This window comes from Thermobifida alba, from assembly GCF_023208015.1.
Lineage (GTDB): Bacteria > Actinomycetota > Actinomycetes > Streptosporangiales > Streptosporangiaceae > Thermobifida > Thermobifida alba.
The window spans coordinates 1,799,354-1,825,976 of sequence record NZ_CP051627.1; the positions used below are offsets into that span (position 1 = coordinate 1,799,354).

Below are 26,623 nucleotides of genomic sequence, written 5' to 3' on the forward strand. Positions count from 1 at the left end.
CTTCACTATTTGATTCCGGTGGTGGCGATGCCCTTGACGAGGTACCGCTGACCGGCGAGGAAGAACCCGAAGACCGGGCCGAGGGCGACGATCGACATCGCGAACAGGGGCCCCCAGGAGGTCTGGCTGGTGGAGTCCACGAACGTGCGCAGCGCCACGGGGACGGTGTACATGTTCGGGTCGGTGAGGAAGATCAGCTGGCTGAAGAAGTCGTTCCAGGTCCAGATGAAGGTGAAGATCGCCGTGGTGGCCAGGGCCGGCATCGACAGCGGCAGGATCACCCGCAGGAAGATCCGCACGTGTCCGCAGCCGTCGATGCGCGCCGCCTCGTCGAGGTCCCTGGGCAGGCCGCGGATGAACTGCACCATGAGGAAGACGAAGAAGCCGTCGGTGGCCAGCAGTTTGGGGACGATCAGCGGGTAGAAGGTGTTGATCCAGTCCAGGTTGGCGAACAGGATGTACTGCGGGACGATCACGACGTGGATGGGGAGCATGATCGTCATCAGCATGACGGCGAAGAACAGCTTCTTGCCGAAGAACTCCAGCCGGGCGAAGGCGTAGGCCGCCATCGAGCAGCCGATCAGGTTGCCGACGATGGACCCGGCCACCACGATCGCGGAGTTGAGCAGGTAGTGGTGGAAGGGGTGCTGGAGCGCGGTCCAGCCGTCGGTGTAGTTGCCCGGCATGAAGTTGTCTCCGGGCAGCAGGCTGGGGTCGCGGAAGATCTCCTCGGTCGGTTTGAAGGAGCTGGAGAGCATCCACAGCAGCGGGTAGAGCATGACCAGCCCGAAGGCGATCAGCCCGGCGTGGATGAGCAGGCGGCGGACGTGCTCGGCGCGCGTCTTCTTCTCTGCGGGGGGTGCGGACGTCTTAGTCACCATAGAAGACCCAGTACTTGGAGGCGAGGAAGTTCACCGCGGTGAACCCGCCGATGATCATCAGCAGCAGCCAGGCCATCGCCGAGGCGTAGCCCATGTCGAAGGCGCCGAAGCCCTTCTGGTACAGGTAGAGCGTGTAGAAGAGGGTGGAGTCGCTCGGCCCCCCGGTGCCGCCGCTGACGATGAACGCCTGGGTGAAGGTCTGGAAGGCGTTGATCATCTGCAGCACCAGGTTGAAGAAGATGATCGGGGTGAGCAGGGGGACCGTGATGGTGAAGAACCGGCGTACCGGTCCGGCCCCGTCGACGGCCGCGGCCTCGTAGTACATCGCGGGGATCTGCCGCAGGCCGGCGAGGAAGATCACCATGGGAGCGCCGAACGTCCACACGTTCAGCACGATCAGGGTGCCCAGCGCGTAGTCGGGATGGGAGACCCAGCCCTCGCCCTGGATACCGAAGAAGCCGAGGACCTGGTTGACCAGGCCGTTGGCGCCGAAGATCTGCCGCCACAGGATCGCGATGGCGACGCTGCCGCCCAGCAGCGAGGGCAGGTAGTACACCGACCGGTAGATCGGCAGGCCCCGCACTCCCCGGTCCAGCACCATCGCCAGGGCGAGGGCGAGGGCGAGCTGGAGCGGCACCGAGACGAAGACGTAGACGAAGGTGACTCCCAGGGAGGTGTGCAGCCGTTCGTCGTCGAGCATCCTCCGGTAGTTCTCCAGCCCGACCCACTGGGGATCGCCGATGAGGCTGTAGTCGGTGAAGGAGAAGTACAGCGAGGCCAGGATCGGGCCGATGGTGATGCAGACCAGGCCGACGAACCAGGGCAGGAGGAAACCGTAGGCGGCGAGTGTCTCCCGGCGTGCGCGGTTGGGGGGCCGCTTCGGCTTCGGCTCCTCGGCCGGTGCGGAGGAGGCGGGGGGCGCGGGCGCGGCGGAGCGCCGCTGCAGGAGCGCGCTCATGGCGCCTCACCGTCCGGACGACCCGCCCCCGGCACGGTGACGGGTCCGGTGACCAGGTCTGGGTTCATGACGTGGGACCGCCAATCTGCTGGCTGACAGTGCTCTGGAGAGAGAGTGCAGAAGACCACGCTGGGCTCGTGCACCAAGGAGCTTGGTAAGCGCTATCCATCAGGTATGGTGTTCAGTTTCTAGCACCGGGTTCCGGGGGTGTCAACGACTTCTCGGGCAGAGAAATGGACTCGTTTCCCAACCCTCCCTGCAAAAGTGCTGATCAGCACCAAAGTGGAGGAAACCCGCCAAACCGTCGCCCCGGGCCCCGGGCCGCCGCTCCGGGGCGGTCGCGGCCGCCTCCCGGCGAGGTAAGCGGTATCCGCAGTCCGGAAAACCAACGGCCGCCCGCGAGACGCGCCATCCCCACGGAGGACCCGGGTTCCGCAGCCCGTTGGGGGTCTCCCCCTGCACAGAACAACGGAAAGCGTTTACCATAAGGGGCGTGAACGAACACACTCCACGCCCAACACCGGACCACACCCCGGCACCGCGCCGGTACGCGATCGTGGGGACCGGCTCCCGCGCCCGGATGTACACCCGCGCCCTGGTCACCACCCACGCCGACCAGGGCCGCCTGGTCGCCCTGTGCGACACCAACCGCACCCGGATGGCCGTCCACAACGAGATCGTCACCGGGGCCGGCCACGAGCCGGTGCCCACCTACCACCCCGACGACTTCGCCCGGATGCTCGACGCCGAGGCGGTGGACGAGGTCATCGTCTGCACCGTCGACCGCCTGCACGCCGACTACATCGTGGCCGCGCTGGAGGCGGGCCGCGACGTCATCACCGAAAAGCCGATGACCGCCGACCTGGACGGCTGCCGCCGCATCCACGCCGCCCAGGAGCGCACCGGCGGCCGGGTCACCGTCGGCTTCAACTACCGGTACAACCCCGTCCACGGCCAACTGCGCGACCTGCTGCGCTCGGGCGCCATCGGGGAGATCGGCTCGGTGCACTTCGAGTGGCTGCTCGACCTGCGCCACGGAGCCGACTACTTCCGCCGCTGGCACCGCGACAAGCGCAACTCCGGCGGACTGCTGGTGCACAAGGCCAGCCACCACTTCGACCTGGTCAACTGGTGGATCGACTCCCATCCCACCGAGGTCTTCGCCTGGGGCGACCTGTTCTTCTACGGCGAGCAGGGCGGCCGCCGCCACGGCGTGGCCGCCGACTACGAACGCAGCCACAACAGCCCGGAAGCCGAACGGGACCCGTTCGCGCTGCACATGACCGACAGCCCGGACCTGACCCGGCTCTACCTGGACGCCGAACACGAGGACGGCTACCGGCGCGACCTCAACGTCTTCGGTCCCGGCATCACCATCGAGGACGACATGTCGGTGATGGTGCGCTACGCCTCGGGCGCCACACTCACCTACCACCTGGTGGCCTACGCGCCGTGGGAGGGCTACCGGATCGCGATCACCGGCAGCCGGGGCCGCTTGGAGCTCGACGTCACCGAGTTCCCGTGGACCTCCCCGCACCAGGACGAGACGACCCCGGTGCGCGGCATGCCCGCCCCCAAGGAGAGCACCACCGCCACCCTGACCCTGCGCCCGCACTGGGCACCGCCGCAGGACATCCCCGTCGCGGTGGGCGAGGGCTCGCACGGCGGCGGGGACGTCCGCATGCTCGACGCGCTGTTCGGCGGCACCGACGACGGCATCCGCCCCGACCACAACGACGGCGCCTACGCCCTGCTGACCGGCCTGGCCGCCAACGCCTCGATGGAGTCGGGCGCGCCGGTGGTGGTGGAGAAGCTGCTGCACGGCTGAGGCCGCGACCGACTCCGCGGCCCCGCGGGGCCTTGCGTGGGAGCCGCGGACCACCAACGTCCCGCGCCGTCTTCCCCGGTCTGCGGTGCGGGACCCCGTGCCCCCGGTGGAGTGGCCGCCACCGGGGGCACGGGCACCTTCCAGAAAGGTCCGAGGCACGGGCGGCGTGCCCGCCGTCCCGGCGGGGCGCTCTGCCAGGGACAGGAACGGCCAGCGGCCGTCCGGATCTCCCGCGGGCCGTGCCGCCTCCCCGGCCCCGCCGCCGTCCCGCGTGCTCCGTCCCGCGTGGCCGGGCAAGCACCCCGGCCGTACCCCTGCAGCGGTTCGGCCTGCGCGTCCGCTCCCCGGTCGGCGTCCCCTCACGAGGGGGGCCGCGGAGCGGTCGGCGACGGAGGATGCGGCACGGGTGTTCCCGAGTGGATGACGGCGGTGCGGATCAGGGCGCACGGCGGCCCGCAGGTACTGGAGACGGTCCGGGTCCCCGTCCCGGTACCGGAAGCGGGGGAGGCGCTGGTCGAGGTCCGCGCGGCGGTGCTCAACAACACCGACCTGTGGCCCCGGCAGGGCGCCTACGGGACTGCCGGCGACCCCGACGCGTTGGCGGGGTGGCGCGGTCCCATCGAGTTCCCCCGGATCCAGGGTGCCGACGTGGCGGGCGTCGTCGTCTCAGTCGGCCCGGGCACCGGCACGGAACTGGTTGGGCGCAGGGAGTGATCGCCCCCGCGATCGACGACGCGGAAACGCCCGGACGCGCACCCGGTCGGTCTGATGGGCGGCGAACGGGACGGCGGGTACGCCGAGTACGTCACCGCCCCGGCCCGCCGCTCGCCGCTCTCCGACGTCCGGCTCGCCGCCCTGCCCACCGCGTACGGCACGGCGCCGGGCATGCTCCGAGCGCGGCGGGGTCCGCGCGGGCGACACCGTCGTGGTGACCGGTGCCTCGGGGGGCGTGGGCCTGGCCCTCGTGCAGCTTGCCCGGGCCCGCGGCGCACGGGTGCTCGCGGTCAGCAGCGGCTCCACACTCGAAGCGGTACGCCGGGCGGGCGCCCACGAGGTCCTCGACCGCGCGCCCGGCGTCGTCGAGCAGGCGCGGACGGCGGCTCCCGACGGAGTCGACGCCGTACTCGACGTCGTGGCGGGAGACCTCGTGGCCGAGGGGCTCTCCTGCTGCGCGAGGGGGCAGATGGGTCGTCGCCGGCGCTCTCGGCGGACACGCCGTCGCGTTCGACGTGCGCCGCCTCTCCCTCCACAACGCCCCGATCATCGGATCGAGCATCACACGCCCGCCCACGTCGACCTGCTGGCAGACATCGCCCGCCGAGCGCCGGTCCGTCCCGTGATCGCCCGGACCCACCCGCTCGACCAGGCGTTTCGGGCACAGGAGGAACTCGGCCGACGCCGCCGCGTCGGCACGATCGTCCCGCTCCCCGGTCGGCCGCGTCCCGGCCGTGACCGCCCGGTCGGTTCCGGGCTCCCGGGGCCGCCCGGAGGTGAGCAGGGCGGCCCGGGGAGCCCGTCGCGGCGGGTCAGGCCCCGGGAAGCACCAGGCGGCCGTCCACCCGGCGGGGAAGCGGATGCTCGGGGTGGTCGCGCAGTTCGTCGGGCAGCAGCCGCTGTGGAGTGTTCTGCCAGGTCACCGGCTTGAGGAAGCGGCGCATGGCGGTCATGCCCACCGAGGTGTGCAACGCGCTGGTGGTCGAGGGCCACACCCCGCCGTGGGTCATGCCCCAGGCCACGGCCACGCCCGTGGGGTAGCCGTTGTAGACCAGCCGTCCCGCCCGGGCCCGCAGCAGCGGCAGCACCGCGTCGGCGAACTCCTCGTCGTCCTCGGCGATGAGGGTGGCCGCCAGCGAGTGGGGCACCTTGGCCAGGGCTTCGGCGAGGTCGTCGGCGTCGCGGTAGGTCACCAGCACCGCCAGCGGGCCGAAGCACTCCTCGGCGGTCCCGGCGGTGAACGCGTCCGCGGTGGTGGCCAGCAGCCGCACCGGCACGCTCCACCCCTCGGGGGCGGCCGGGCCCCCCTCGGCACGGCGCTGCACCGCCTCCTCGTCGGCGGCGCGTTCCCAGCGCTCCAGGTAGTCGCGCTGGATGTTCGCGTTGAGCAGCACGACGGGCTCCCGTTCGGCCACGGCCGCGGCGACGGCCTCGCCCAACTGCTTGCCCGCCTCGTCGTCGGGCACGAAGATCAGGCCCGGCTTGGTGCAGAACTGTCCCGCGCCGAGGGTGAAGGAGCCCACCACGCCCTCGGCGATCTCCTCGGTGCGGGCCGCGGCGGCGGCCGGGGTGACCACGAGCGGGTTGATGCTGCCGAGTTCGCCGTAGAAGGGGATGGGGTCGGGGCGCGATGAGGCGAGGTCGAACAGGGTCCGTCCGCCGCCGAGGGAGCCGGTGAAGCCGACGGCCTGGATGGCGGGGTGGCGGACCAGGGCGACTCCGGCCTGCTGGCCGTAGACGAGCCCGAGCACGCCCTCGGGCGCCCCGGCCTCGCGCAGGGCGCGGGCCATGATCCCGTGGCAGAGCCGGGAGGTGGCCGGGTGGGAGGAGTGCGCCTTGACCACGACCGGGCATCCGGCGGCCAGGGCCGAGGCGGTGTCGCCGCCCGGCACGGAGAAGGCGAGCGGGAAGTTGCTGGAGCCGAACACCGCGACCGGTCCGAGCGGGACGAGCATGCGCCGCAGGTCGGGGCGGGGCCCCATGGGGGTGTCGCCGGCGTGGTCGATGGTGGCCTCCAGGTAGGAGCCCTCCTCCAGCGCCTCGGCGAACTGTTCGAACTGGAAGCAGGTGCGGGTGAGTTCGCCGTTGAGACGGGCCTCGCCCAGCGCGGTCTCCCGGTCGGCCAGAGCGACGACGGCCGCGCGCTCGGCTTCCAGGGCACGGGCCACGGCGCGCAGCAGCGCGGCCCGATCGGCACGGGAGGTGGCGGCCAGGACGGGGGCGGCCTGGGCCGCGGCCCGGCACAGTGCGTCCACCTCGGCGTCGCCGGTGGTGCGGGCGACGGTCTCCACCGGCGTGCCGGTGCGCGGGTCGATGCTGACGACGTCTGCCATGGGCGGTTGCACGTCCTCTCGTTGACATGGCGTTCCGGCGCCGCCTACATTGGGCAAGCGCTTTCCATCGACGATAGCAGCCGAAGGGGTCGATGTCGTGAACACCGTCGCCGCCGCAGACCGCAGTCCAGCAGACCGCCGCAGCCCCCGGGCGGTGATGCGGTGACCCCCGCCGCCGAACCCGTCCCGGTGGTCCTGGTCGGCGTCCACGGACACGGCCGCTCCCACCTGCGCAACCTGCGCCGTCTCAGCGAGGCGGGCCTGGTCAGGCTGGTGGGCGTGTGCGACTCCCGCCCCGTCCCCGACTCCGCCCTGGACGGCCTGGGACCGGTGCCCTACTCCCCCGACCTGTCCGACCTGCTGAAGACCACCGGTGCCGCGATCACCATCCTCGTCACCCCGATCCACACCCACCTGCCGCTGGCCCGGACCGCCCTCGACCACGGCTCCCACCTGCTGCTGGAGAAGCCCCCCACCGCGACCCTGGCCGAGTTCGACGAACTGTGCGCGGCCGTGGCCGCCTCCGGACTGGCCTGCCAGATCGGCTTCCAGAGCCTCGGCTCCTCCGCGGTGGCGGCGGTGCGCGCCCTCCTCGCCGACGGCGCGATCGGCGCGGTGCGCGGCATCGGCGGTGCGGGCACGTGGATCCGCACCTCGGCCTACTACGCGCGCGCCGCCTGGGCGGGCCGCCGCCGCCTGGACGGACGCGACGTGGTCGACGGCGCCCTGACCAACCCCTTCGCGCACGCCATCGCCACCGCCCTGGCCGTCGCGGGCGCCGACCGGGAGGTGTCCGGCCCCGTCGAACTGGAACTGTTCCACGCCCACGACATCGAGAGCGACGACACCTCGTGCGTGCGGCTGCACTCCCCCGACGGCACCCCGATCTCGGTGGCGGTCACCCTGTGCGCCGCCGAACACCGGCCGCCGCACCTCGTGGTGCACGGCGAGACCGGGCGGATCGTCTTCGAGTACACCCTGGACCGCGTCACCCTCCACCGCGACGGCGCGGCCCCCGTCACCACCGAGCACTCCCGCACCGACCTGCTGGAGAACCTGGTGGCGCACGTCGTGCGGGGCGAACCGCTGCTGGTGCCGCCCGCCGCCACGCGCGGCTTCATGACCGTGCTGGAGGCGGTGCGGCGCGCCCCCGACCCCGCTCCCATCCCCGAATCGGCCCAGCAGGTGTCGGTCGACGCGGAGGGCACTCGGCGCGTGGTGTCCGGTGTCGACGGGCTCGTCCACCGCAGCGCCGAACGGGTGGCCCTGTTCTCCGAGATCGGCGTCCCGTGGGCGCCCCCGACCACGGTGGTGGCCTCATGACCTCTGCGACCCCCTCCCCCCACTCCCCTGCGGCACTGTCGGTGCACGGCACGGTCGTCGCCCGGTACCACGACGGCTCGGACGTCGAACCGGTGCTCTCCCCCCGCCCCCACCTGCACCCGGTGCGCACCCTCGGCGGGACCGCCGTCACCGAGGTCCGCCCCGAGGACCACCGGCACCACCTGGGCGTGAGCGTCGCCGTGCCCGACGTGTCGGGCGTCAGCTTCTGGGGCGGACGCACCTTCACCCGCGACCGGGGCTCCGTGCTGCTGGACAACCACGGCCGCCAACAGCACCTGGAGTGGCTGGCCGTCGAGGACTCGCGGCTGGTGGAACTGCTGTCGTGGACCGGTCCGGACGGCACGGAACTGCTGCGCGAGGAGCGCACCTGGGCGGCCCGGCCGCTCGGCGACGGCGCGTGGGCGCTGGACGTCGTCACGCGGCTGCGCAACACCGGCGGCCGGGACCTGAGCATCGGCAGCCCCGCCACCAACGGGCGCCCCCGTGCCGGCTACGGCGGCTTCTTCTGGCGGGCCCCCGTCGCCGCCGACCCGCCGCGCGTCCTCGGCCCCGGTTCCGACTCCGAGGAGGAGCTGCACGGCTCGCGCGCCGACTGGCTGGCGCTGGCCGGGCGCTCCCCCGAGGGACGGGACTGGACCCTGGTGTTCTGCCAGGACGGCCCCGAACGCGACCCCTGGTTCCTGCGTGCCGCGGAGTACCCCGGCGTCGGTGCGGCGCTGGCCTGGGAGGAAAGGCTCCCGGTTCCGGCGGGCGGCGGTCTGGCGCGCCACGTGACCACCGTCGTCGCCGACGGCCACCCCGACCCGGCTGCGCTGGCGGACGCGGCCCGGCACCGTCCCTGAAGTCCTCGTCAGAAAGGCGATACCCATGCGCGTCCTGGTCACCGGCGGTTCGGGGCGGCTCGGCCGCAGCGTCGTCGCGGTCCTGGCCGCACGCGGCCACGACGTCACCTCCGTCGACCTCACACCCGGCCCGCAGCCCGACGGAGTGCGCGGCGTGGTCGCGGACCTGCTCGACGACGACGCCCGCGCGGAGGTCTTCGAACGGGCCCGCCCCGAGGGGGTGGTCCACCTGGCGGGCATCGCGGTCCCGTTCGACCGCCCCGACCTGGAGACCCTCGACGTCAACACCCGGCTGGCCTGGGCGGTGCTCACCGCCGCGGTCGGCTGCGGCGCACGCTGCGCCGTGGCCGCCTCCAGCCCCACCGTCTTCGGGTACAACACCCCCTCCTGGCGCCCCCGCCACCTGCCCCTGGACGAGGAGCATCCGGTGGCGCCGTGGCACGCCTACGGGTTGAGTAAGCTGATCATCGAGGAGACGGTACGTGCGGTGGCCCGCACCAGCGGAGACTGTGTGCTGGCGGCGGTGCGCCCCGGCTACGTGATCGCCCCCGAGGAGTGGGCGGGAGCCCCCACCCAGCAGGGGCACACCGTGGCCGAGCGCCTGGCCGACCCGGAACTGGCGGCGGCCTCGCTGTTCAACTACATCGACGCCCGCGACGCGGCCGAACTGTTCGCGCTGATCCTGGAGCACCCCGAGCGGGTGGCGAACGGCCAGATCTTCCACGCCGTCGCCGAGGACGCGCTGGCCGCCCGACCGCTGAGCGAGCTGCTGCCGCGGTTCCACCCCGCGACCGCGGGACTGGCCGACGTGCTGTCCGACGGCAGGGCGGCGTTCAGTTCGGCGGCGGCCCGCCGGGCCCTGGGCTGGCAGCCCAGGAGGCACTGGCGTACCGAACTGCGGCAGAACGCACAGGGCGAAGCCGGTGGCGCGGATTCCTGAACCGCCGCCGCTGCCCTACGATCGGAAAGGAAAGAGTTTTCCTGGTGGCACGCAGCGGAAAGGGCGACGGGGTGGGATCCGGTTACGTGACACTGGAGCAGGTGGCCAAGCATGCCGGGGTCTCCCTGGCGACCGCGTCCCGCGTGATCAACGGGAGCACCCGGCAGGTCGGTGAGAAACTGCGGGAGCGGGTCACCGCCAGCGCCCGTGAACTGGGCTACCTCGCCAACGCCTCGGCGCAGACGCTGGCCCGCAACACCAGTTCGCTGGTGGGGCTCATCGTGCACGACATCGCCGACCCCTACTTCTCCAGCATCGCCGCCGGGGTGACCCGCCGTGCCGAGGACGAGGGCCTGGTGGTGGTGCTGGGCACCACCGGACGCGCCCCGCAGCGCGAGGTACAACTGCTGGCGACCCTGCGCGCGCACCGCGCCCGCGCGGTGGTGCTGGTGGGCAGCCGCACGATCGACGAGGAGAGCACCCGCAGGCTGGCCGACGAGATCCGGATCTTCACCAAGCAGGGTGGACGGGTCGCCTGCGTGTCGCAGGAGGGGCTGCCCGCGGACACGGTGGTGCCCGACAACCGCAACGGCGCCGCCGCGCTGGCCCGCCACCTCATCGACCAGGGGCACCGCAAGTTCGCGATCCTGGCCGGCCCCACCGACCTGTGCGCGGCGCGCGACCGGTTGGACGGGTTCCACTCGGCCCTGTCGAGCGCGGGCATCGAACTCGCCTACCACAACGTGGTGCACGGCGCGTTCACCCGCGACGGGGGGTACGAGTCGACCCGGCGGCTGATGGCCGCGGGCACGGACGCGACCTGCCTGTTCGCGGTCAACGACGTCATGGCCACCGGTGCGATGGCGGCCCTGCGCGACCTGGGGCTGCGGGTGCCGGGCGACCTGTCGGTGGCGGGGTTCGACGACATCCCCACGCTGCGTGACCTCACCCCGGCTCTGACCACGGTGCGGCTGCCCCTGGAGCGGATGGGCGAGGAGGCGGCCCGCTTGGCCCTGGACGAGGAGACGCCCGAGGAACCCCGGGTGGTCGCGGTCGACGGCGAGGTCATCGCCAGGGAGAGCACCGCCCCGCCGACCCGGAGCTGATGTCCCCGCACCCTCCGCGTTCTCGTTCCGTTCTCGGCCGAGGGCCCCGGTCCACCGACCGGGGCCCTCGGCCGTGGTGTGTCACGGCCACCGTTCCCGGCCCGCTCTCCGTCACCTCCGCCACCCGCCGCCGTGTTCGGTATCCGGCGGATTCCCCGTGCCAGCCGACGTTTTCGGTTTCTGCTGCCGCTCAGACGAAGAAAACCGTACCCCGGTGATTTGACGCGCTTCACCCCCGTGCTTCAATCTGTTAACTGTCAACGGTTAACCGAAGGGAAACGATGTCGGAGATCCTGCCCATCAGGCCGCAGGCGCTGGGAGACCAGGTCGCCAGCGAGCTTCGACGCATGATCATCACCGGCCGCTACGCTCCGGGAACCTCACTGGTGGAAAGCCACCTGGCCGAGAAGTTCAACCTGAGCCGCGGCCCGATCCGCGACGCTCTCAAGACGCTGGCCGCCGAGGGGCTCGTCGACACCAACCGCCGCAGCGCCACCGTCGTGGGACTCAGCGGCGCCGACATCGACGAACTGTTCTCCCTGCGTGAGGCGATGGAACGGCTCGCCCTCGACATCGCGCTGGGCCGGAACCGCGCGGGCCTCACCGACGGACTGCGGCGTGCACTGCATGAGATGCGCCGCGCCGCCGAGGACCGCGACCCCACCGCCTTCACAGCGGCCGACCTGCGTTTCCACTCGGTCTTCTACGAGGCCGCCGAGCACCGCAGGCTGGGCGACGTGTGGGCGCAGTACCGGCCCACCATCGAGATGCTGCTGCTCGCGTCCAACGAGCGCTACACGGATCTCACCCCCTCGGTCAGGGCGCACGAACTGCTGGCCCGCCTGGTCGAGGAGGGGGACACCGAGGCCGTGTTCGCCGAGCTGCACGAGCACCTGGACAACGCCAGACGCAGACTCCGCAAGCCCTACGCCGAGCAGGAGGCGACTCCGGAACAGGAGTAGCGGCCCCGCCCGCACAACGCCCCCACAAGGGGCACATCCGCCCTAACACCTCCCATCATCCGATCTTTGCCCACAACCGCACAGCGACCACAGCAACTCTTCACACCGAAGGAGGCGTCATGCGCCCCACCACCCTGCGCACCGTGGGCGGTGTCTTCGCCCTGGCCGCCCTCGTGGCCACCGCGGGCTGCGCCGACCGCGGCGCGGTCACCGAGGACGCCGCTGACTACCCCAGCAAGGACCTCACCCTCATCGTCCCCTACCAGGCCGGGGGCGCCTCCGACCTGGCTGCCCGAACCCTCGCCGACCAGATGGAGCAGCACCTCGACGCCAGCATCATCGTGGAGAACCGCACCGGCGGCGCGGGATCGGTGGGGCTGCAGCACCTGGCTAACGCGCCCGCCGACGGCTACACCATCGGTTACCTGCCGGTGGAGACGGTCATGCTGGGCTTCCAGGGCTACGACGTCGACCCGGCCGACTACGACCTGATCGGCCAGATGGTGTCGGTCCCGGCGACCGTCGCCGTCCCCGCCGACAGCCCCTACGAAACCCTCGACGACCTGGTCCAGGCCGCCGAGGAGGACCCCGGCACGATCACCGTCTCCAACTCCGGCGCCGGCTCCATCTGGGAGGCCACCACCACGGCCCTGGGCGAGGCCACCGGCACCGAGTTCAAGCCGGTTCCCTTCGACGGCGGCGCGCCCGCCGTGACCGCCGCCATCGGCGGCGAGGTCGACGCGGTCATCGCCGGAATCTCCGAGACCGCGCCCGCCCACGCCGAGGGGCAGCTCCGCGTCCTGGCGGTGTTCGACGAGGAACCGTCGGCGTCGCTGGCCGACGTGCCCACCGCCGCCGAGGAGGGCGTGGACGTCGTCATGGGCGGCTGGGGCGGCATCGGCGCTCCCGCCGGAATCCCCGCCGAGGTGCAGCAGGCCCTGGAGGAGGCGTTCACCGCCGCTGCCTCCTCCGAGGAGTTCACCGCGATCATCACCGACTCCGGCAACATCCCGGTCAACGTCCCCGCCGACGAGTTCGCCTCGTTCGTGGAGAGCGAGACCCAGCGCTTCGAGGGCCTCCTGAGCGACCAGGGCTGACCTGCGTTGTCCACAGCACCCGTTCCCGAGACCGGCGGGCCGTCCCCCGTGGTGGCGGCCCGCCCCTCCACACCGCTGCGTGAACTGGTCCCGGCGCTGGCCGGGGCCGCCGTGGCCGTCGGCGCCCTGGCGCTGGCGACCCAGGTCCCGGAGAAGACCGGACTGACCAGTTTCAGCCCACGCTGGTGGCCGGAGGCGCTGGCGTACCTGCTGCTGGGGCTGAGCGTCCTGCACGCCGCGCTGGCGCTGCTGCGTCCCCGCTCCGCCGAGGAACTCCCCGACGCGGCCAACCGCGCCGGGGTGCTCCGCCTGACCGCGATGCTGCTGTCGATCCTCGGCTACGGGGTCCTCTGGTACTTCGTGGACTTCCGGGTCTCCACCGCCGTGCTGCTCGTGGCACTGGTCTACCTGGGCGGCGGCCGCGGCTGGAAGGCGCTGCTCGTCTTCCCCGCCGTGGTCACCGCCGTCCTCTACCTGCTGTTCGGCGTACTGCTGAGGGTCCCGATCTGATGCGCCTGCCACGTCCGCGAGTGCCCGCCCCGCCCTCCGGTGGGGCCCCGTCGACCGCTTCGGCCGCCCCGGCGGGCCGCTGCCCGTCGCCGCCCCCGCACACCCGTCCCGCATCCCGGAGAGGAGGGAGGGGACCGTTCCCGCGGCCCACAGCCGACCGGGCGGCCCCGACGATCCGATGAGTCCTCTCGTCGAAGGCTTCAGCTCGCTGCTGGACCCCGCCGTGCTGCTGTGCATCGCGGTGGGAGCCGTGCTGGGCATGCTCGTCGGCGCCTTCCCCGGGGTCACTGCGACCATGGCGGTGGCCCTGGCCAGCGGCTTCACCCTGGCCATGGACCCGCTGCCGGGCCTGGCCGTGCTGCTGACCATCTACGTGTCCTCCAACTTCGGCGACCGGGTCCCCGCGATCCTGGTCAACACCCCGGGCACCCCCGCGTCCATCGCCACCACCTTCGACGGCTACGCGATGGCCAAACAGGGCAGGGCCGGGCTGGCGCTGACCGCGTCGGCGTTCGCCTCCGCGATCGGCACGTTCGCCGGCCTGCTGCTGCTGATGGTCGCGGCCATCCCGCTGTCGCGGCTGGCGCTGCAGTTCGGCCCCGCCGAGATGTTCGCCCTGGTCGTCTTCGGTCTGACCATGATGATCGGGGTCTCGGGCGGCCGCATCGTCAAGGGCCTCATGGCCGGCGCGCTGGGACTACTGCTGGGCACGGTGGGCCGCGACCCCATCACCGGCGACCCCCGCTTCACCTTCGGTGTCCTGGAACTGTCCGACGGCGTCCCGTTCATCGCCGCCATCATCGGCCTGTTCGGCATCGCCGAGGTCTTCGACCAGATCCTCACCCACCGCGCCGACAGCGGCGTCACGCCGATCACCCAGTTCGGCAAGTGGTTCCCCAGCCGCTCCGACTGGCGCACCATGATCAAACCGCTGGCCGTGGGCAGCGGCGTGGGCGGTGTGGTCGGCGTGGTGCCCGCCACCGGCGGCGACATCGCCGGCATCCTCGCCTGGGACCAGGCGCGACGCGCCTCCAAGCACCCGGAGAAGTTCGGCAGGGGCTCCCTGGAGGGCCTCACCGCCGCCGACACCGCCTCCAACGCCACCCTGGGCGGCTCCACGACCACCTCGTTGGCCCTCGGCATCCCCGGCGACTCGGTGATGGCCGTGATGATCGGCTCCATGATCGTCTGGGGCATCCAACCCGGACCGTCGCTGTTCACCAACAGACCGGAACTGGTCTACAGCATCGCCGGAATCATGATCACCGCCACGCTGCTGGCCCTGGGGCTGAGCCTGCTGCGCATGCGCGGCGTCGCCAAACTCCTCGACCTGCCGCGCCACTTCCTGTGGACGGTCATCCTGATCTTCTGCATGGTGGGCACCTACGCCGTCAACAACAGCGTCTTCGACGTGGGCGTGATGCTGCTCTTCGGTCTCGTCGGCCTGTTCCTGCGGCGCTTCTCCGTCCCGGCCGGCCCGGTCGTGCTCGGCCTGCTGCTGGGCAAACTCGCCGAGAGCAACCTGCGCCGCGCCCTGGAGATCGGCGGTGTGTCCAACATCCTGACCAGCCCGCTCGCCATGGCGATCCTGACGGTGAGCCTGCTGGCCCTCCTGGCCCCGCCGCTGCGCGCCGCGTGGAAACGCCGCCGCCCCGCCGAAACCGCCGCCCCCTCCCCCTGATCCCCTGCCGACCCGAGGAGACCGCGCATGTCCGAAGCACAACTGATCACCGCCCTGCCCACCCCGTTCACCGCCGACGAACGGCTCGACACCGACGGCCTGATCGCCGTGGCGACCCGGATCTGCGACAGCGGTGTCGACGGAGTCTTCGCCGCGGGCACCACCGGCGAGTTCACCGCCCTGGACGACGACGAGCGCCTGACCGTGCTGCGCGTCGCCCTGGAGGTGTTCGGCCCCGACCGCACCTACGCGCACGTGGGCGCGGCCGCTCCGCGGCAGGCCGAGCGGCTCGCCCGCGCCGCCGTCGGGGCCGGGGCCCGCAAGGTTGCCGCCATCACCCCGTTCTACCTGCCCGCCCCCGAGGACGCGCTGCTGCGCTACTTCGAGCGGGTCGTCGCCGCCGCGGACGGCGCCCAGGTGTTCGCCTACCTGTTCCAGGCGCGCTCCACCACCCCGGCCGCGCCGCCCGTGCTGCGCCGCCTCGCCGACGTCGGCGTGAGCGGCGTCAAGATCAGCGGGGAGAGCGACGAGTCCGTCGCGGCGTTCCTCGCCGAGGCGCCCGCGGGCTTCGCGTTCTTCTCCGGCAACGACGTCTCCTACGCCGAACTCGTCCGCTCCGGCGGCACGGGGGTGGTCTCGGGGGTCTCCTCGGTCTTCCCCGAGCCGTTCATCGCCCTGCGCGACGCCCTGCGCACCGGTGACGCTGCGGCCGCGGCCGCGGCGCAGCCCCTCGTGGAGCGGGCGGTCGCCGCGGTCAAGGCGGGCAACATCGCCCACCTCAAGGCCGGACTGGAGGTGCGGGGCCTGCCGGCGGGGCCGCCCCGGGTCAGCTGCGCGTCCGTCTCCGCCGCCGACCTCGCGGAACTGCGGGCAACCGCCGCGGCCGTGGCCTGAGCCGCCCACGACGGACCGACCACCACCGGCGTGGCGGGCGGAGCGCCGTCCGCCACGCCCCCAGCGAGATAGCGAGTGAGCGACGTGGCACTGAAGAAGATCATCAACAACCCGGAGGACTTCGTCGACGAGGTGACCGAGTCGCTGCTGCTGGCCCACCCCGACCGGCTGCGTGCGGCCTCGGCGGACCGGCGGGCGCTGGTCCGTGCGGACGCGCCCGTGCCTGGCCGGGTCGGGATCGTGACCGGTGGCGGCTCCGGCCACCTGCCCCTCTTCCTCGGCTACGTCGGTCAGGGCCTGGCCACCGGCGTCGCGGTCGGCAACGTGTTCTCCTCCCCCTCTGCCGAGCAGATCGCGGCGGCCACCCGCGCCTCCCACGGCGGGGCGGGCGTGCTCTACCTGTACGGCAACTACGGCGGCGACATCTACAACTTCGACCTGGCCGCCGACATCGTCGCCGCCGAGGGCATCGCCACGGCGACCGTGCTGGGCACCGACGACATCCTCTCGGCCCCGCGGGGCAAGGAGTCGACCCGGCGCGGGGTGGCCGGGCTGTTCTTCGCCTACAAGACCGCCGGCGCCGCCGCCGACCGCGGCGACGACCTGGCGGGCGTGCGGGAGATCGCCCAGCGCACCGTGGACGCCACCCGCACCATGGGGGTGGGCCTGTCCCCGACGATCCTGCCCGCCGCGGGCGAGCCCACCTTCACCCTCGCCGAGGGCGAGATGGAGGTCGGTATCGGCATCCACGGCGAGCCGGGCAGCCACCGGGGCCCGCTGGAAAGCGCCGACGAGATCACCGACCGGTTCCTCACCGAGATCCTCGCCGAACTGGACCCCGCCCCGGGGCAGCGGGTCGCGGTCCTGGTCAACGGGCTGGGCGCCACCCCGCTGGAGGAGCTCTACCTCATCTACCGGCGTGTCCACCACGTCCTCACCGAACGCGGGGTGACCATCCACCGCCGCTACATCGGCGAGTTCGCCACCAGCCTGGAGATGGCGGGGGCGTCCCTGTCGCTGCTGCTGCTCGACGACGAACTGGCCGAACTGCTGGACGCGCCCGCCGCCTCCCCGTTCTTCGCCCAGGGGCAGGTCGCACCGGTCGCGCCCGTCCCCGCCGCCGACATTCCCGTGGAACGGACGGACTCCTCCGGCGGGGCGCGGGTGCGGCGGACCGGCCGCACCAGCACTCTGCGCGCCCTGCTCGTCGACGCCCTGGCCGAGCTGCCCGCCCACGCCGAGGAGCTGCGTGCCCTGGACGCCCGCCTGGGCGACGGTGACCTGGGCATCACCGTCTCCACCGGCGCCACGGCGGTCCGCGAGGCCCTGCTGGGCCTGCCCGCGGACGTGCACGCGGCCGACCTGCTGCGGACGGCGGGGGTGGCGTTCGCCTCCGCCAACCCCTCCACGTTCGCCGCGCTGGTGGGCACCGGGCTGCTGCACGCCGCCGCCGAGACCGACGACGTCGACGGGGTCACGGCGGCGGACGCCGCGCGGATCACCGAGGCCGTCGCCCACCGCGTCCAGGAGCGCGGCGGTGCCCGGCGCGGCGACAAGACCTTCCTGGACGTGCTGCTGGCGGTGGCCGAGGCCCTGTCCGACACCACCGATGCACGCACGGCCGCCGAAGCCGCCGTCGCCGCAGCCGAACGCACCGTCTCCGAGACCCGGAACCTGGCCTCGGCCCGCGGCCGGGCCGCCTGGGTGGGGCAGCGCAGTGTCGGCGAACCCGACCCCGGCTCGGTGGCGGTGCTGCGCTTCCTGGAGGCCCTGCGCGACCGGATCGGCTGACTCCTCACCGGGCCCTCCCCGGCCCCACCGGGAAGGGCCCGCCACGGCCGAAACCGGCCACGGCGGGTCCTTCCCGGACAAGACAGCGCGGCAGGAACCGGCGGACGCGTAGGATCGACCCCCGTGGACACGGGCTCAGCGCACAGGATGGTCGCCCTCCCCGCCGGACGGGTGATGCTGTCGGACCGACGCACGCGGCGCAGGTGGCCGGTGGAACTCGCGCCCTACCGGATCTGCGTGGTCCCCGTCACCCAGCGACGGTACGCGCAGGTCACCGGGGAACAGCCGTGCGTCTCGCGGGGCGACCGACTGCCCGTGGAGAGCGTCTCCTGGTGGGACGCGGTCCGCTTCTGCAACGCCCTGTCCCGTGCCGAGGGGCTGACGCCCGTCTACCGCCTGGACGACGACGCCGAGGACGTCGCGTGGGATACCTCCGCCGACGGGTACCGGCTGCCGACCGAAGCCGAATGGGAGTACGCCTGCCGGGCCGGGACGAGCGGCCCGCGCTACGGCCCCCTCGACGAGATCGCCTGGTACCGCCGCAACTCCCGGGAGCGGATCCGCGACGTGGGCGGCCGGCGGCCCAACGCGTGGGGCCTGCACGACATGCTGGGCAACGTCTGGGAATGGTGCTGGGACCGCTACGACCCCGAGGTCTACGGCGACTACCGGGTGCTGCGCGGCGGCGGCTGGTTCGACGAGCACTGGAGCTGCCGGGTCTCGGTACGCCGCCGCAGCCACCCCACCTTCCGCACCGACGACGTCGGGTTCCGCGTCGCCCGCTCCGGCACCGGCTGAGACGCGACAGTCCGCACCGGGCCCCGTTCCCGGTATGTGTCGCTGACGGGGAACACGGGAAGTGGGCCCGCCATGACGACGCTGCCCGGAACCCACGAGTCGTACTGGATGGACACGGTCCCGCCCACGCCGCACCCCGCGCTCGACGGCGACGTGGAGGTCGACGTCGCGGTGGTCGGCGGCGGTATCGCCGGCCTCTGCACCGCCTGGGAACTGGCCCGTGAGGGGCGTTCCGTGGCGGTCCTGGAGGCCGACCGCGTGGCTGCCGGCACCACCGGCTACACCACGGCGAAACTGTCGGCGCTGCACGGCCTCGTCTACGCCCGGCTGCGCAGGACGCACGGTGTGGAGGGGGCGCGTCTGTACGCGCGCTCCCAGCAGGAGGCCGTCGAGCACGTCGCCGAGGTCTCCGCGGAGCTGGGCATCGACTGCGACCTGGAGCACGTGCCCGCCTACTCCTACGTGGAGTCCGCCGACCGCGTCGACCAGGTCCGTGCCGAGGTCGACGCGGCGCGTGAGGCCGGACTGCCCGCCTCCTTCACCACCGACACCGGACTGCCTTTCGACGTGGCGGGAGCGGTCCGGGTGACCGGGCAGGCCCAGTTCCACCCGCGCAAGTACCTGCTGGCGCTGGTCGCCGACCTCCTCGACCGTGGCGGGCAGGTCTACGAACGTACCCGCGTGGTCGGCCTGGACGAGGGTTCCCCGTGCCGGGTCACCGCCGAGAACGGGGCGACGGTCACCGCCCGCGACATTGTCGTGGCCACCCACTACCCGGTGTTCGACCGGGCGCTGATGTTCTCCCGCCTGGAACCGCACCGCGAACTCGTGGTGGCGGGCCCGCTGCCCGCCGACCGGGCTCCCGGCGGCGCCTACCTCACCTCCGAGCAGAACACCCGCTCGGTGCGCACGGCCCCCCTCAACGGGGGGCGGCGGCTGCTCATCGTCACCGGGGAGGTGTTCAAGCCGGGCACCGGCGACACCGAGGAGAGCTATCTGCGGCTGGCCGAGTGGACCCGCGAGCGTTTCGGCGTCGAGGAGATCACCCACCGGTGGGCCGCCCAGGACAACCACACCACCGACCGGGTGCCCTACGTCGGCCTGTTCCACCCGGGGACCCGGCACGTGTGGGTCGCCACCGGCTACGGGGCCTGGGGCATGAGCAACGGCGTCATGTCGGGCAGGCTGCTCGCTTCGCTCATCACCGGCGGTTCCGCGCCCTGGGCCGAGCTGTACGACCCGCGGCGGCTGCGGGGCCTGCGCGACGCCCCCGCGTTCTTCAAACTCCAGGCGTCGGTGGCCAGGCACTTCATCGGGGACCGGGTCGCCACCACGCACGTCGACTCGGTCGACGAGATCCCGCCGGGCAGCGGTGCCGTGGTACGGGTGCACGGGCGGCGCTGCGCCGTCTACCGCGACGACTCGGGCGACGTCCACGCGGTGTCGGCGCGCTGCACCCACCTGGGGTGCATCGTGGCCTTCAACGCCGCCGAGGAGGCGTGGGAGTGCCCCTGCCACGGTTCCCGCTTCGGTGTGGACGGTCGGGTCGTGCACGGTCCGGCCACCCGCCCGCTGGAGCCGGTCGACGTCGAGCGGCCCCGCTGACCCGCTCCGAGCCGCGCGGCGGTCGGCCTCGGAGGCCGTTTGGTCCGCCTCGTCGACCGGCCGCACGTGTCCGACCGTGTGGCGGACCGCGCCGAGGTCCTTCCTCTTCCTGCGGAACGGCTACCGCGGGAGGAACCCGTTGCGCTCGTAGAACTCGCGGAAGCGGTGGGCCCGGCTCTCCTCCGGTCCCCTGCGGACCACGGGGTACCCCGTGGTCCGCAGGACCCGCGACTGGCCTTCCGCGAGGGCTTGTCCACGCCCTGGTGCTCAGGGTGGACGTGACGGGCAGGCCTTCCTCGGGCTCGGGGCTCCTGTCCCGTGGGGCTCCGTGGCGCGGGTTCGCGCAGGTTCACCCGGCTCCTCGCCCCCTCGGTCGGCCGCGGTGGACCTGTCCCGCAGGTCAGCAGAACCGTCGGAATACCCGTGGAGCACGAGGGCGGTGCAGGACGCCCGCCACGCGGCGGTCCGCGTCTTCCCGGTCGCCTTCCGTGTCGGCGGCGACGGCCCTTCCGGGCACCGGGACGAGCGCGCCGCGGAGGGCTCCACCGGGCTTCGCTTCCGGACGGCTCGGGGAGTCGGCCGCGCAGAAGCGCAACGGGCCGCCGCGCCCCCGCGCGGCGGCCCGGGGAAGGCCGTGCCCTCCCCCGCGATCGGAGCGGTGGAAAGGGCACGGCCGTGGGGTGGAGGGTCAGCCGATCGGGGCCAGGTCCGCCGCGAACTCCAGGCCGTGGCCCGGACCGGTCGCCGCGTTCGCCCACCCGGCGGTGATCTCCACCCCGCTGGGGCGGGCGAGCGCGCCCAGCGCGGCGAAGGAGGCCCGGTCGATGTCCTCGACCATCCCCGCCCGAGGCACGCACAGTGCCAGCTGCGTGGACAGTTCCGGCAGCAGGTGCGGTGCGACGGGCACGCTGTGCCGCGCCGCCAGCTCCGCGATCCGCAGGAACGGGGTGATGCCGCCCACCCGTACCGCGTTGGGTTGGGCGATGTCGCACACTCCCGCCTGCAGGGCCGCCTCGAACTCGGCGGTGGTGCGCAGGTTCTCCCCGATCGCGAACGGGATCGCGGTGCGTTCCCGCAGTCGCGCGTGCGCCGCCAGGTCGTCGGCGGGCAGCGGCTCCTCCACGAAGTACGGGTCGAACCGTTCCAGGGCGGCCAGCGCCCGGACCGCCGTGGGCAGGTCCCAGCGCTGGTTGGCGTCGACCATGAGCAGCCGGTCGGGGCCGATCAGTTCCCGCACCGCCGCCACCCGTTCTAGGTCGCGGTCCAGCTCCGGTGAGCCCACCTTGATCTTGACCGCCCGGTGCCCGGCCGCCAGCCAGCCGCGCACCTGTTCCAGCAGCTCCTCCAGGGAGTAGTCGAGGTTGACCCCGCTGCCGTAGGCGGCCACGCGGTCGCGTCGCCGCCCGACGAGGTCGACCAGACTCACCCCGGCCGCCCGCGCGGTGAGGTCCCACAGCGCGATGTCCACCGCGGCGGCGGCCATCAGGGTCAACCCGCTGGTGCCCGCCTCACGCAGGTGCCAGCGCAGTTCGTCCCAGCGCGCCGGCGGGTTCACCTCGCGGCCCAGCAGCGCGGCCGGGCAGTCGTCGCGTAGCAGCGCCAGCACCGCGCCCGCGCCGATGAGCGGGGTCCAGGCGAATCCGGTGCCGACCTGCCCGGTGTCGGCGACCACCCGGACCACCACCACGTCGTTGCGGTCCACCCCGCCGTCCCAGGCCCGGTGCAGCGGCAGCCGGTGGGCCTCGGCGGTGATCTCGCTGATCCGCATGCCCGGTCAGTTCTCCTTGACCAGGGCCAGTCCGGTGTCGATGATCGCGCGCAGTTCGGCGAGGTCGGCCTCGTCGGGGTCGACGAACGGCGGCCGCACCCCGCCCACGTCGGCTCCGCGCAGCCGCGCCCCGGCCTTGACCAGGGAGACCGCGTATCCGGGGACGCGGTCGCGCAGCCGGACCAGCGGGTCGTAGAACTCGCGCAGCAGGGTGTCGGCGAGTTCCTCGCCCGCGTGGGCGGCCCGGTAGAACGCGGTGGCGACCTCCGGCGCGAACGCGAACGCGGCCGAGGAGTACAGCGGAACACCCACGCCGCGGTAGGCCTGGAAGGTCAGTTCGGCGGTGGGCAGGCCGTTGAAGAAGACGAAGTCGTCGCCGCGCTTCTTCCGCACGGCCAGCACGATCTGGTGCATCTGCCCCAGGTCGCCCACGCCGTCCTTGAAACCGACCACGGAGGGGATCTCGGCGAGTTCTGCGGCGCTGTCGGGGGTGAACACCATCGTGCCGCGCTGGTAGACAATGATCGGGATGTCCACGGCGGAGGCGACGGTGCGCACGTAGTCGACCAGGCCGCGCTGGGGGGCGTTCACCAGGTAGGGGGGCAGCAGCAGGACGCCGTCGGCGCCCAGTTCGCGGGCTGCGGCGGCCTGTTCGATCGCGGTGCTCACGCTGCCGCCGGCGCCGGCGATGACCGGTACCCGGCCCGCGGTGACGGCGATCGCGCGCTCCACCACGCGGGCGTGCTCGGCAGCGGACAGGGCGTGGATCTCCCCGGTGCCGCAGGCCGCGAACACGCCGCCCGCCCCGTGGTCGAGTCCGGAGGACACGTGCTGGTCGAACGCGGCCTCGTGGAACTCTCCCCGCTCGTCGAAGGGAGTGAGCGGGAAGAACAGGATTCCGTTGAAGTCCATGAGGGCTCCTTGGTCATGGTCCGGAAACACGTTTTCCGGACCGGTGGGGTGGGCAGGGTTCAGACGACGTACTGCACGTGGCGGCGGGCCACGGTGGCGATCACCGCGTCGCCGTCGGCGGCCCAGACGTCGGCGTTGAAGATCTCGACCTCGATGTCCCCGGTGTAGCCGGCCGCGTCCACGGCCCGGCGCAGTCCGCCGACGTCGGCGTAGCCGTCACCGACCATGCCGCGGCCCAGCAGCGCGTCGGCCGGGATCGGCAGCACCCAGTCGCACGCCTGGTAGATGACGGTGCGTTGGCCGGCGCGGGCGATCTGCTCGTACACCTGCGGGTCCCACCACACGTGGTAGGAGTCCACGACCACGCCCACCTCGTCGGGGGCGAAGCGTTCGGCGATGTCCAGGGCCTGGCCGAGGGTGGACAGCACCGCGCGGTCGGCGCAGAACATGGGGTGCAGCGGCTCCAAACCGAGGCGTACGCCGCGTTCGGCTGCGTAGGGGACGAGTTCGGCGAGGGCGTCGACCACCCGCGCACGCGCGCCTGCCAGGTCCCGTTCGCCCTCCCGGAGTCCGCCCACGACCATCACAAGGGAGGGGGCTCCCAGTTCGGCGGCCTCGTCGATGGCTCGCCGGTTGTCGTCCAGGGCGACACTCCGGTCGGGGTCGGTCAGGAATCCGGCGCGGCAGTAGGAGGAGACGCGCAGCCCCGAGTCGCGGAGCAGTCGGGCGGCGGCGGCCAGTCCCATTTCGGCGACCGGTTCGCGCCACGGGCCGATCGCGGGGATGCCGGCGCGCCGGCATCCCTCGACGGCCTCGGCCAGGCTCCACCGTTTGACCGTGGCCTGGTTGAGGGACAGGCGTGCCAGTCGGGGGTCTCCCGGTCGGGGGGTGGGCACGGCCGCGGGCTTCCCGGACGGGACGTCGACGGCGGTTGTGGCGGTCTCGGTCACTGGTCCACCCCGTGGACGGTGAGCAGGGTGCGCATGCGGGCCGCGGCCGTGTCGGGGTCGGTGAGCACTCCGGCGGCGTCGGCGAGGCGGAACGCGGTCGCCAGGTGTGTCAGGTCGCGGGCGCTGTGCAGGCCACCTACCATGGAGAACCCTTTCTGGTGTCCGTTGAGCCAGGCCAGGAAGGTGATGCCGGTCTTGTAGTAGAAGGTCGGCGCGGCGAACAGGTGCCGGGCCAGGGGCACGGTGGGTTCCAGCAGCGCGCGGTAGCGGTCGATGTCGCCGTCGTCCAGGGCGTGCAGGGCCTCGGCCGCGGCCGGTGCGATGGCCGCGAACACGCCGAGCAGCGCGTGGGAGTGGCCGTCGCCGTCCCCCAGGATCAGGTCGGGGTAGTTGAAGTCGTCGCCGGTGTACAGCCGCACCCCCGCGGGCAGCAGGGAGCGCAGCCGTACCTCCAGGGAGGCGTCCAGCAGCGACACCTTGATGCCGTCGACCTTCTCGGCGTGGTCGGCGATGAGTGCGGCCACGCCCTCGATGGCGTCGGCGGGGTCGGCGTGCCCCCAGTAGCCGTCGAGCGCGGGGTCGAAGACCGCGCCCAGCCAGTGCAGGACGACGGGCCGGTCGACCTCGGCAAGCAGCCGCCCATACACCTTGGCGTAGTCCTCGGGGCCGCCGGCGATGGCCGCGAGGGCGCGACTGGCCATGATGACCGGGGTCGCGCCCGCCCCCTGGACGACCTCCAACTGTTCCCCGTACGCCTTGATAACGCTTTCCAGAGTGGCCTGCCCGACCTCCAGTTGGTCGGTTCCGACGCCGCAGACCAAGGCCGCGCCCCTCGTGGCGGCCTCGGCGGCGCTGCGTCGGATCAGTTCGGCGGTGGCGGCCCAGTCCAGTCCCATGCCGCGCTGGGCGGTGTCCATCGCGTCGGCGACGCCCAGGCCCAGGTCCCACAGGTGGTGGCGGAAGGCCAGGGTGGCGTCCCAGTCGAGCCGGGCGGGCCGTCCGGGCCCGTTGCCGCCCAGCGGGTCGGCCACGACGTGGGCGGCGGCGTAAGCAGTGCGCGACCGCGCCGGACCGGTGCGTGTGGGCGTGACCGGTGAGCCGAGCAGGGTGTAGGTCTCCAGGGCGCCCGATGCGTTGGGCAGCCGCAGGGTCGGCGACGTCACGGCAGGGAGACCTCCTCCAGTTCCACGGTGCGACCGGTCTCGGCCGACCGCAGGCCGGCCTCGGCCAGCTGCAGCCCGCGCGCTCCCGCCAGCAGGTCGTGGGGGAAGGGCACGTCGGTGCGCAGGTGCCTGAGGAACAGCTCCCACTGGGCGCGGAACCCGTTGGGGAACTCGGTGTTGTCGGGCACGGTGTCCCACTGCTCGCGGTAGCCGCCCGGGTCGACGGCGTCGGGGTCCCACACGGCCTTGGGGGTGACCGAGCGGTGCTGGACCCGGCAGTTGCGGAGTCCGGCGACGGCGCTGCCGTGCGTGCCGTCCACCTGGAACTCCACCAGTTCGTCCCGGTCCACCCGCACCGACCAGGAGGAGTTGACCTGCGCGACGATCCCGCCCTCCAGTTCGAACACCGCGTAGGCGGCGTCGTCGGCGGTGGCGTCGTAGCGCTGCCCGTTCTCGTCCCAGCGTTCGGGGATGTGGGTGGCCACGCGCGCGGTGACCGAGCGCACCGGGGCGAACAGCTGCTCCAGGATGTAGTGCCAGTGCGGGAACATGTCCAGCACGATGCCGCCGCCGTCCTCGGCCCGGTAGTTCCAGCTGGGGCGTTGCGCGGGCTGCCAGTCTCCCTCGAAGACCCAGTAGCCGAACTCGCCGCGGATCGACAGGATGCGTCCGAAGAACCCGCTGTCGATGAGGCGGCGCAGCTTGAGCAGTCCGGGCAGGAACAGCTTGTCCTGGACGACGCCGTTCTTCACCCCCGCGTCGCGGGCCAGTTTGGCCAGTTCAAGGGCGGCACTGAGGTTGTCGGCGGTCGGCTTCTCGACGTAGACGTGCTTGCCCGCGGCGATGGCGCTGCGCACCGCCGCCTCTCGGGCGTGTGTGATCTGGGCGTCGAAGTACATCTCCACGGAGTCGTCGGAGAGCACCGTGTCGAGGTCGGTGCTCCACCGCTCGATCCCGTGCCGCTCGGCGATCGCGCGCAGTTTCTCCGCCGACCGTCCGACGAGGATCGGTTCGGGGATGATCCGGGAGCCGTCGGGCAGCTCCACTCCGCCGTCGTCGCGGATGGCCAGAACCGATCTGGTCAGGTGTTGGCGGTATCCCATGCGTCCGGTGACGCCGTTCATGGCGACACCCAGCACGTGATCACCCATGTGTCGTCCCACCTTTCTCGTGAAAGCGCTTTCCAAAGTACGCCAAACCTGCGCTGAACGCCAGTGGGGATCCCGGAGAAGCCCATCTCACCGGGGTGGGAGCAGGCGGTGGGGTGTTCCGGAACGGCAGTGGTACGGCTCCCCGGGCCGATCGCTCCACACCGGCACCTGGAGGACCCCTTCCCCGAGGTCGGCTCCGCGGGGGACCCGCTCCTCGGCCTCCACACGGCCGACGGCCTCCTGCTGCTCACCGCGCCTCTGCCCACCCTCGGCACGGGGCACCGGGCGCTTTCCCGCCCTGTTCCTGCGGGAAGACCGGAGCTTCCCCTCCGGCGACCGGGGCCCGGTCAGCTTCTCCGTGTTCGTGCTGTCAGTCACACCGGCGGCCGACAGTG

At 72.7% G+C, this 26,623-nt stretch carries 23 protein-coding genes; 15 read left to right on the forward strand and 8 right to left on the reverse strand.

The annotated features are described in order from the left end of the window. Positions 1–5: 5 nt before the first annotated feature. Both FOF52_RS07950 and FOF52_RS07955 read right to left on the reverse strand, forming a co-directional pair. The gene (locus FOF52_RS07950) at positions 6–881 is read right to left on the reverse strand and encodes a carbohydrate ABC transporter permease (RefSeq protein ID WP_248593187.1); all 876 of its coding nucleotides are present in this window, start codon (positions 879–881) and stop codon (positions 6–8) included. Next, positions 871–1,839: a carbohydrate ABC transporter permease gene (locus FOF52_RS07955; protein ID WP_248593188.1), complete on the reverse strand. Its 969-nt coding sequence runs from the start codon at positions 1,837–1,839 to the stop codon at positions 871–873. Before FOF52_RS07955 ends, FOF52_RS07950 begins: the two co-directional genes overlap by 11 nt. 493 nt (positions 1,840–2,332) lie before the next feature. Here FOF52_RS07955 and FOF52_RS07960 point away from each other — a divergent pair, with 493 nt between their 5' ends. The 3 genes from FOF52_RS07960 (at position 2,333) to FOF52_RS07970 (ending at position 5,312) form a co-directional block, all read left to right on the forward strand. Further along, positions 2,333–3,667 (forward strand): Gfo/Idh/MocA family protein, encoded by a 1,335-nt coding sequence (locus FOF52_RS07960; protein ID WP_282573937.1) that lies wholly within the window; start codon positions 2,333–2,335, stop codon positions 3,665–3,667. 429 nt (positions 3,668–4,096) lie between these two features. Next, a complete protein-coding gene (locus FOF52_RS07965) occupies positions 4,097–4,381 on the forward strand; it encodes an alcohol dehydrogenase catalytic domain-containing protein (protein WP_248593189.1) in 285 nt (94 codons plus the stop codon). A 280-nt stretch (positions 4,382–4,661) separates the two neighbouring features. Continuing rightward, positions 4,662–5,312: a zinc-binding dehydrogenase gene (locus FOF52_RS07970; protein ID WP_248593190.1), complete on the forward strand. Its 651-nt coding sequence runs from the start codon at positions 4,662–4,664 to the stop codon at positions 5,310–5,312. On the opposite strand, the gene FOF52_RS07975 is transcribed toward FOF52_RS07970, so the two are convergent. Beyond that, positions 5,194–6,714 carry an aldehyde dehydrogenase (NADP(+)) gene (locus FOF52_RS07975; RefSeq protein WP_248593191.1) on the reverse strand — a complete coding sequence of 507 codons (1,521 nt, stop codon included), beginning with the start codon at positions 6,712–6,714 and terminating at the stop codon, positions 5,194–5,196. The two genes, FOF52_RS07970 and FOF52_RS07975, sit on opposite strands and share 119 nt — an antisense overlap. A gap of 162 nt (positions 6,715–6,876) precedes the next feature. Between FOF52_RS07975 and FOF52_RS07980 the strand changes: the two genes are divergently transcribed. From FOF52_RS07980 to FOF52_RS08035, 12 genes are all read left to right on the forward strand, one after another. After that, positions 6,877–8,037, forward strand: coding sequence for a Gfo/Idh/MocA family protein (locus FOF52_RS07980; protein WP_248593192.1), 1,161 nt, complete (start codon positions 6,877–6,879; stop codon positions 8,035–8,037). Then, entirely contained in the window at positions 8,034–8,900 is an 867-nt protein-coding gene (locus FOF52_RS07985) for a DUF6807 domain-containing protein (protein ID WP_248593193.1), read from the forward strand. The genes FOF52_RS07980 and FOF52_RS07985 overlap by 4 nt, the downstream gene beginning before the upstream one ends. Before the next feature lie 25 nt (positions 8,901–8,925). Continuing rightward, positions 8,926–9,840: an NAD-dependent epimerase/dehydratase family protein gene (locus FOF52_RS07990; RefSeq protein WP_248593194.1), complete on the forward strand. Its 915-nt coding sequence runs from the start codon at positions 8,926–8,928 to the stop codon at positions 9,838–9,840. 71 nt (positions 9,841–9,911) lie between these two features. After that, positions 9,912–10,946 carry a LacI family DNA-binding transcriptional regulator gene (locus FOF52_RS07995; RefSeq protein WP_248593783.1) on the forward strand — a complete coding sequence of 345 codons (1,035 nt, stop codon included), beginning with the start codon at positions 9,912–9,914 and terminating at the stop codon, positions 10,944–10,946. A 281-nt stretch (positions 10,947–11,227) separates the two neighbouring features. Further along, complete coding sequence (locus FOF52_RS08000) at positions 11,228–11,908, forward strand: GntR family transcriptional regulator (protein WP_248593195.1); 681 nt, start codon at positions 11,228–11,230, stop codon at positions 11,906–11,908. 119 nt (positions 11,909–12,027) lie between these two features. Continuing rightward, a complete protein-coding gene (locus FOF52_RS08005; protein ID WP_248593196.1) occupies positions 12,028–13,005 on the forward strand; it encodes a tripartite tricarboxylate transporter substrate binding protein in 978 nt (325 codons plus the stop codon). 6 nt (positions 13,006–13,011) lie between these two features. Continuing rightward, a complete protein-coding gene (locus FOF52_RS08010) occupies positions 13,012–13,515 on the forward strand; it encodes a tripartite tricarboxylate transporter TctB family protein (protein WP_248593197.1) in 504 nt (167 codons plus the stop codon). 178 nt (positions 13,516–13,693) lie between these two features. Beyond that, the gene (locus FOF52_RS08015) at positions 13,694–15,196 is read left to right on the forward strand and encodes a tripartite tricarboxylate transporter permease (protein ID WP_248593198.1); all 1,503 of its coding nucleotides are present in this window, start codon (positions 13,694–13,696) and stop codon (positions 15,194–15,196) included. Between the two features lie 27 nt (positions 15,197–15,223). Beyond that, complete coding sequence (locus tag FOF52_RS08020) at positions 15,224–16,090, forward strand: dihydrodipicolinate synthase family protein (RefSeq protein WP_248593199.1); 867 nt, start codon at positions 15,224–15,226, stop codon at positions 16,088–16,090. A gap of 75 nt (positions 16,091–16,165) precedes the next feature. Then, positions 16,166–17,881, forward strand: coding sequence for a dihydroxyacetone kinase family protein (locus FOF52_RS08025; RefSeq protein ID WP_248593200.1), 1,716 nt, complete (start codon positions 16,166–16,168; stop codon positions 17,879–17,881). A 147-nt stretch (positions 17,882–18,028) separates the two neighbouring features. Then, on the forward strand, positions 18,029–18,679 hold the full coding sequence (locus tag FOF52_RS08030; RefSeq protein ID WP_248593784.1) for a formylglycine-generating enzyme family protein: 651 nt from the start codon (positions 18,029–18,031) through the stop codon (positions 18,677–18,679). Positions 18,680–18,751: 72 nt separating this feature from the next. Beyond that, positions 18,752–20,284 carry an FAD-dependent oxidoreductase gene (locus FOF52_RS08035; RefSeq protein ID WP_248593201.1) on the forward strand — a complete coding sequence of 511 codons (1,533 nt, stop codon included), beginning with the start codon at positions 18,752–18,754 and terminating at the stop codon, positions 20,282–20,284. Positions 20,285–20,972: 688 nt separating this feature from the next. Here the strand turns inward: FOF52_RS08035 and FOF52_RS08040 are convergent. The 5 genes from FOF52_RS08040 to FOF52_RS08060 are packed head-to-tail and all read right to left on the reverse strand — an operon-like array spanning position 20,973 to position 26,228. Next, entirely contained in the window at positions 20,973–22,052 is a 1,080-nt protein-coding gene (locus FOF52_RS08040; protein ID WP_248593202.1) for a mandelate racemase/muconate lactonizing enzyme family protein, read from the reverse strand. Positions 22,053–22,058: 6 nt separating this feature from the next. Beyond that, positions 22,059–22,964, reverse strand: a complete 906-nt coding sequence (locus tag FOF52_RS08045) for a 5-dehydro-4-deoxyglucarate dehydratase (protein ID WP_248593203.1) — start codon at positions 22,962–22,964, stop codon at positions 22,059–22,061. A 59-nt stretch (positions 22,965–23,023) separates the two neighbouring features. After that, positions 23,024–23,914 carry a sugar phosphate isomerase/epimerase family protein gene (locus FOF52_RS08050; protein WP_248593204.1) on the reverse strand — a complete coding sequence of 297 codons (891 nt, stop codon included), beginning with the start codon at positions 23,912–23,914 and terminating at the stop codon, positions 23,024–23,026. Beyond that, a complete protein-coding gene (locus FOF52_RS08055; RefSeq protein ID WP_248593205.1) occupies positions 23,911–25,077 on the reverse strand; it encodes a dihydrodipicolinate synthase family protein in 1,167 nt (388 codons plus the stop codon). The genes FOF52_RS08050 and FOF52_RS08055 overlap by 4 nt, the downstream gene beginning before the upstream one ends. Then, on the reverse strand, positions 25,074–26,228 hold the full coding sequence (locus FOF52_RS08060; protein ID WP_248593206.1) for a Gfo/Idh/MocA family protein: 1,155 nt from the start codon (positions 26,226–26,228) through the stop codon (positions 25,074–25,076). The genes FOF52_RS08055 and FOF52_RS08060 overlap by 4 nt, the downstream gene beginning before the upstream one ends. Between the last annotated feature and the right edge of the window lie 395 nt (positions 26,229–26,623).

Excerpts from the sequence above, each read along its gene's own strand:
- FOF52_RS07950 (WP_248593187.1), bottom strand. The coding sequence starts at position 881 with ATGGTGACTAAGACGTCCGCACCCCCCGCAGAGAAGAAGACGCGCGCC.
- FOF52_RS07955 (WP_248593188.1), bottom strand. The coding sequence starts at position 1,839 with ATGAGCGCGCTCCTGCAGCGGCGCTCCGCCGCGCCCGCGCCCCCCGCC.
- FOF52_RS07975 (WP_248593191.1), bottom strand. The coding sequence starts at position 6,714 with ATGGCAGACGTCGTCAGCATCGACCCGCGCACCGGCACGCCGGTGGAG.
- FOF52_RS07985 (WP_248593193.1), top strand. The coding sequence starts at position 8,034 with ATGACCTCTGCGACCCCCTCCCCCCACTCCCCTGCGGCACTGTCGGTG.
- FOF52_RS07990 (WP_248593194.1), top strand. The coding sequence starts at position 8,926 with ATGCGCGTCCTGGTCACCGGCGGTTCGGGGCGGCTCGGCCGCAGCGTC.
- FOF52_RS08000 (WP_248593195.1), top strand. The coding sequence starts at position 11,228 with ATGTCGGAGATCCTGCCCATCAGGCCGCAGGCGCTGGGAGACCAGGTC.
- FOF52_RS08005 (WP_248593196.1), top strand. The coding sequence starts at position 12,028 with ATGCGCCCCACCACCCTGCGCACCGTGGGCGGTGTCTTCGCCCTGGCC.
- FOF52_RS08015 (WP_248593198.1), top strand. The coding sequence starts at position 13,694 with ATGAGTCCTCTCGTCGAAGGCTTCAGCTCGCTGCTGGACCCCGCCGTG.
- FOF52_RS08020 (WP_248593199.1), top strand. The coding sequence starts at position 15,224 with ATGTCCGAAGCACAACTGATCACCGCCCTGCCCACCCCGTTCACCGCC.
- FOF52_RS08030 (WP_248593784.1), top strand. The coding sequence starts at position 18,029 with ATGGTCGCCCTCCCCGCCGGACGGGTGATGCTGTCGGACCGACGCACG.
- FOF52_RS08035 (WP_248593201.1), top strand. The coding sequence starts at position 18,752 with ATGACGACGCTGCCCGGAACCCACGAGTCGTACTGGATGGACACGGTC.
- FOF52_RS08040 (WP_248593202.1), bottom strand. The coding sequence starts at position 22,052 with ATGCGGATCAGCGAGATCACCGCCGAGGCCCACCGGCTGCCGCTGCAC.
- FOF52_RS08045 (WP_248593203.1), bottom strand. The coding sequence starts at position 22,964 with ATGGACTTCAACGGAATCCTGTTCTTCCCGCTCACTCCCTTCGACGAG.
- FOF52_RS08060 (WP_248593206.1), bottom strand. The coding sequence starts at position 26,228 with ATGGGTGATCACGTGCTGGGTGTCGCCATGAACGGCGTCACCGGACGC.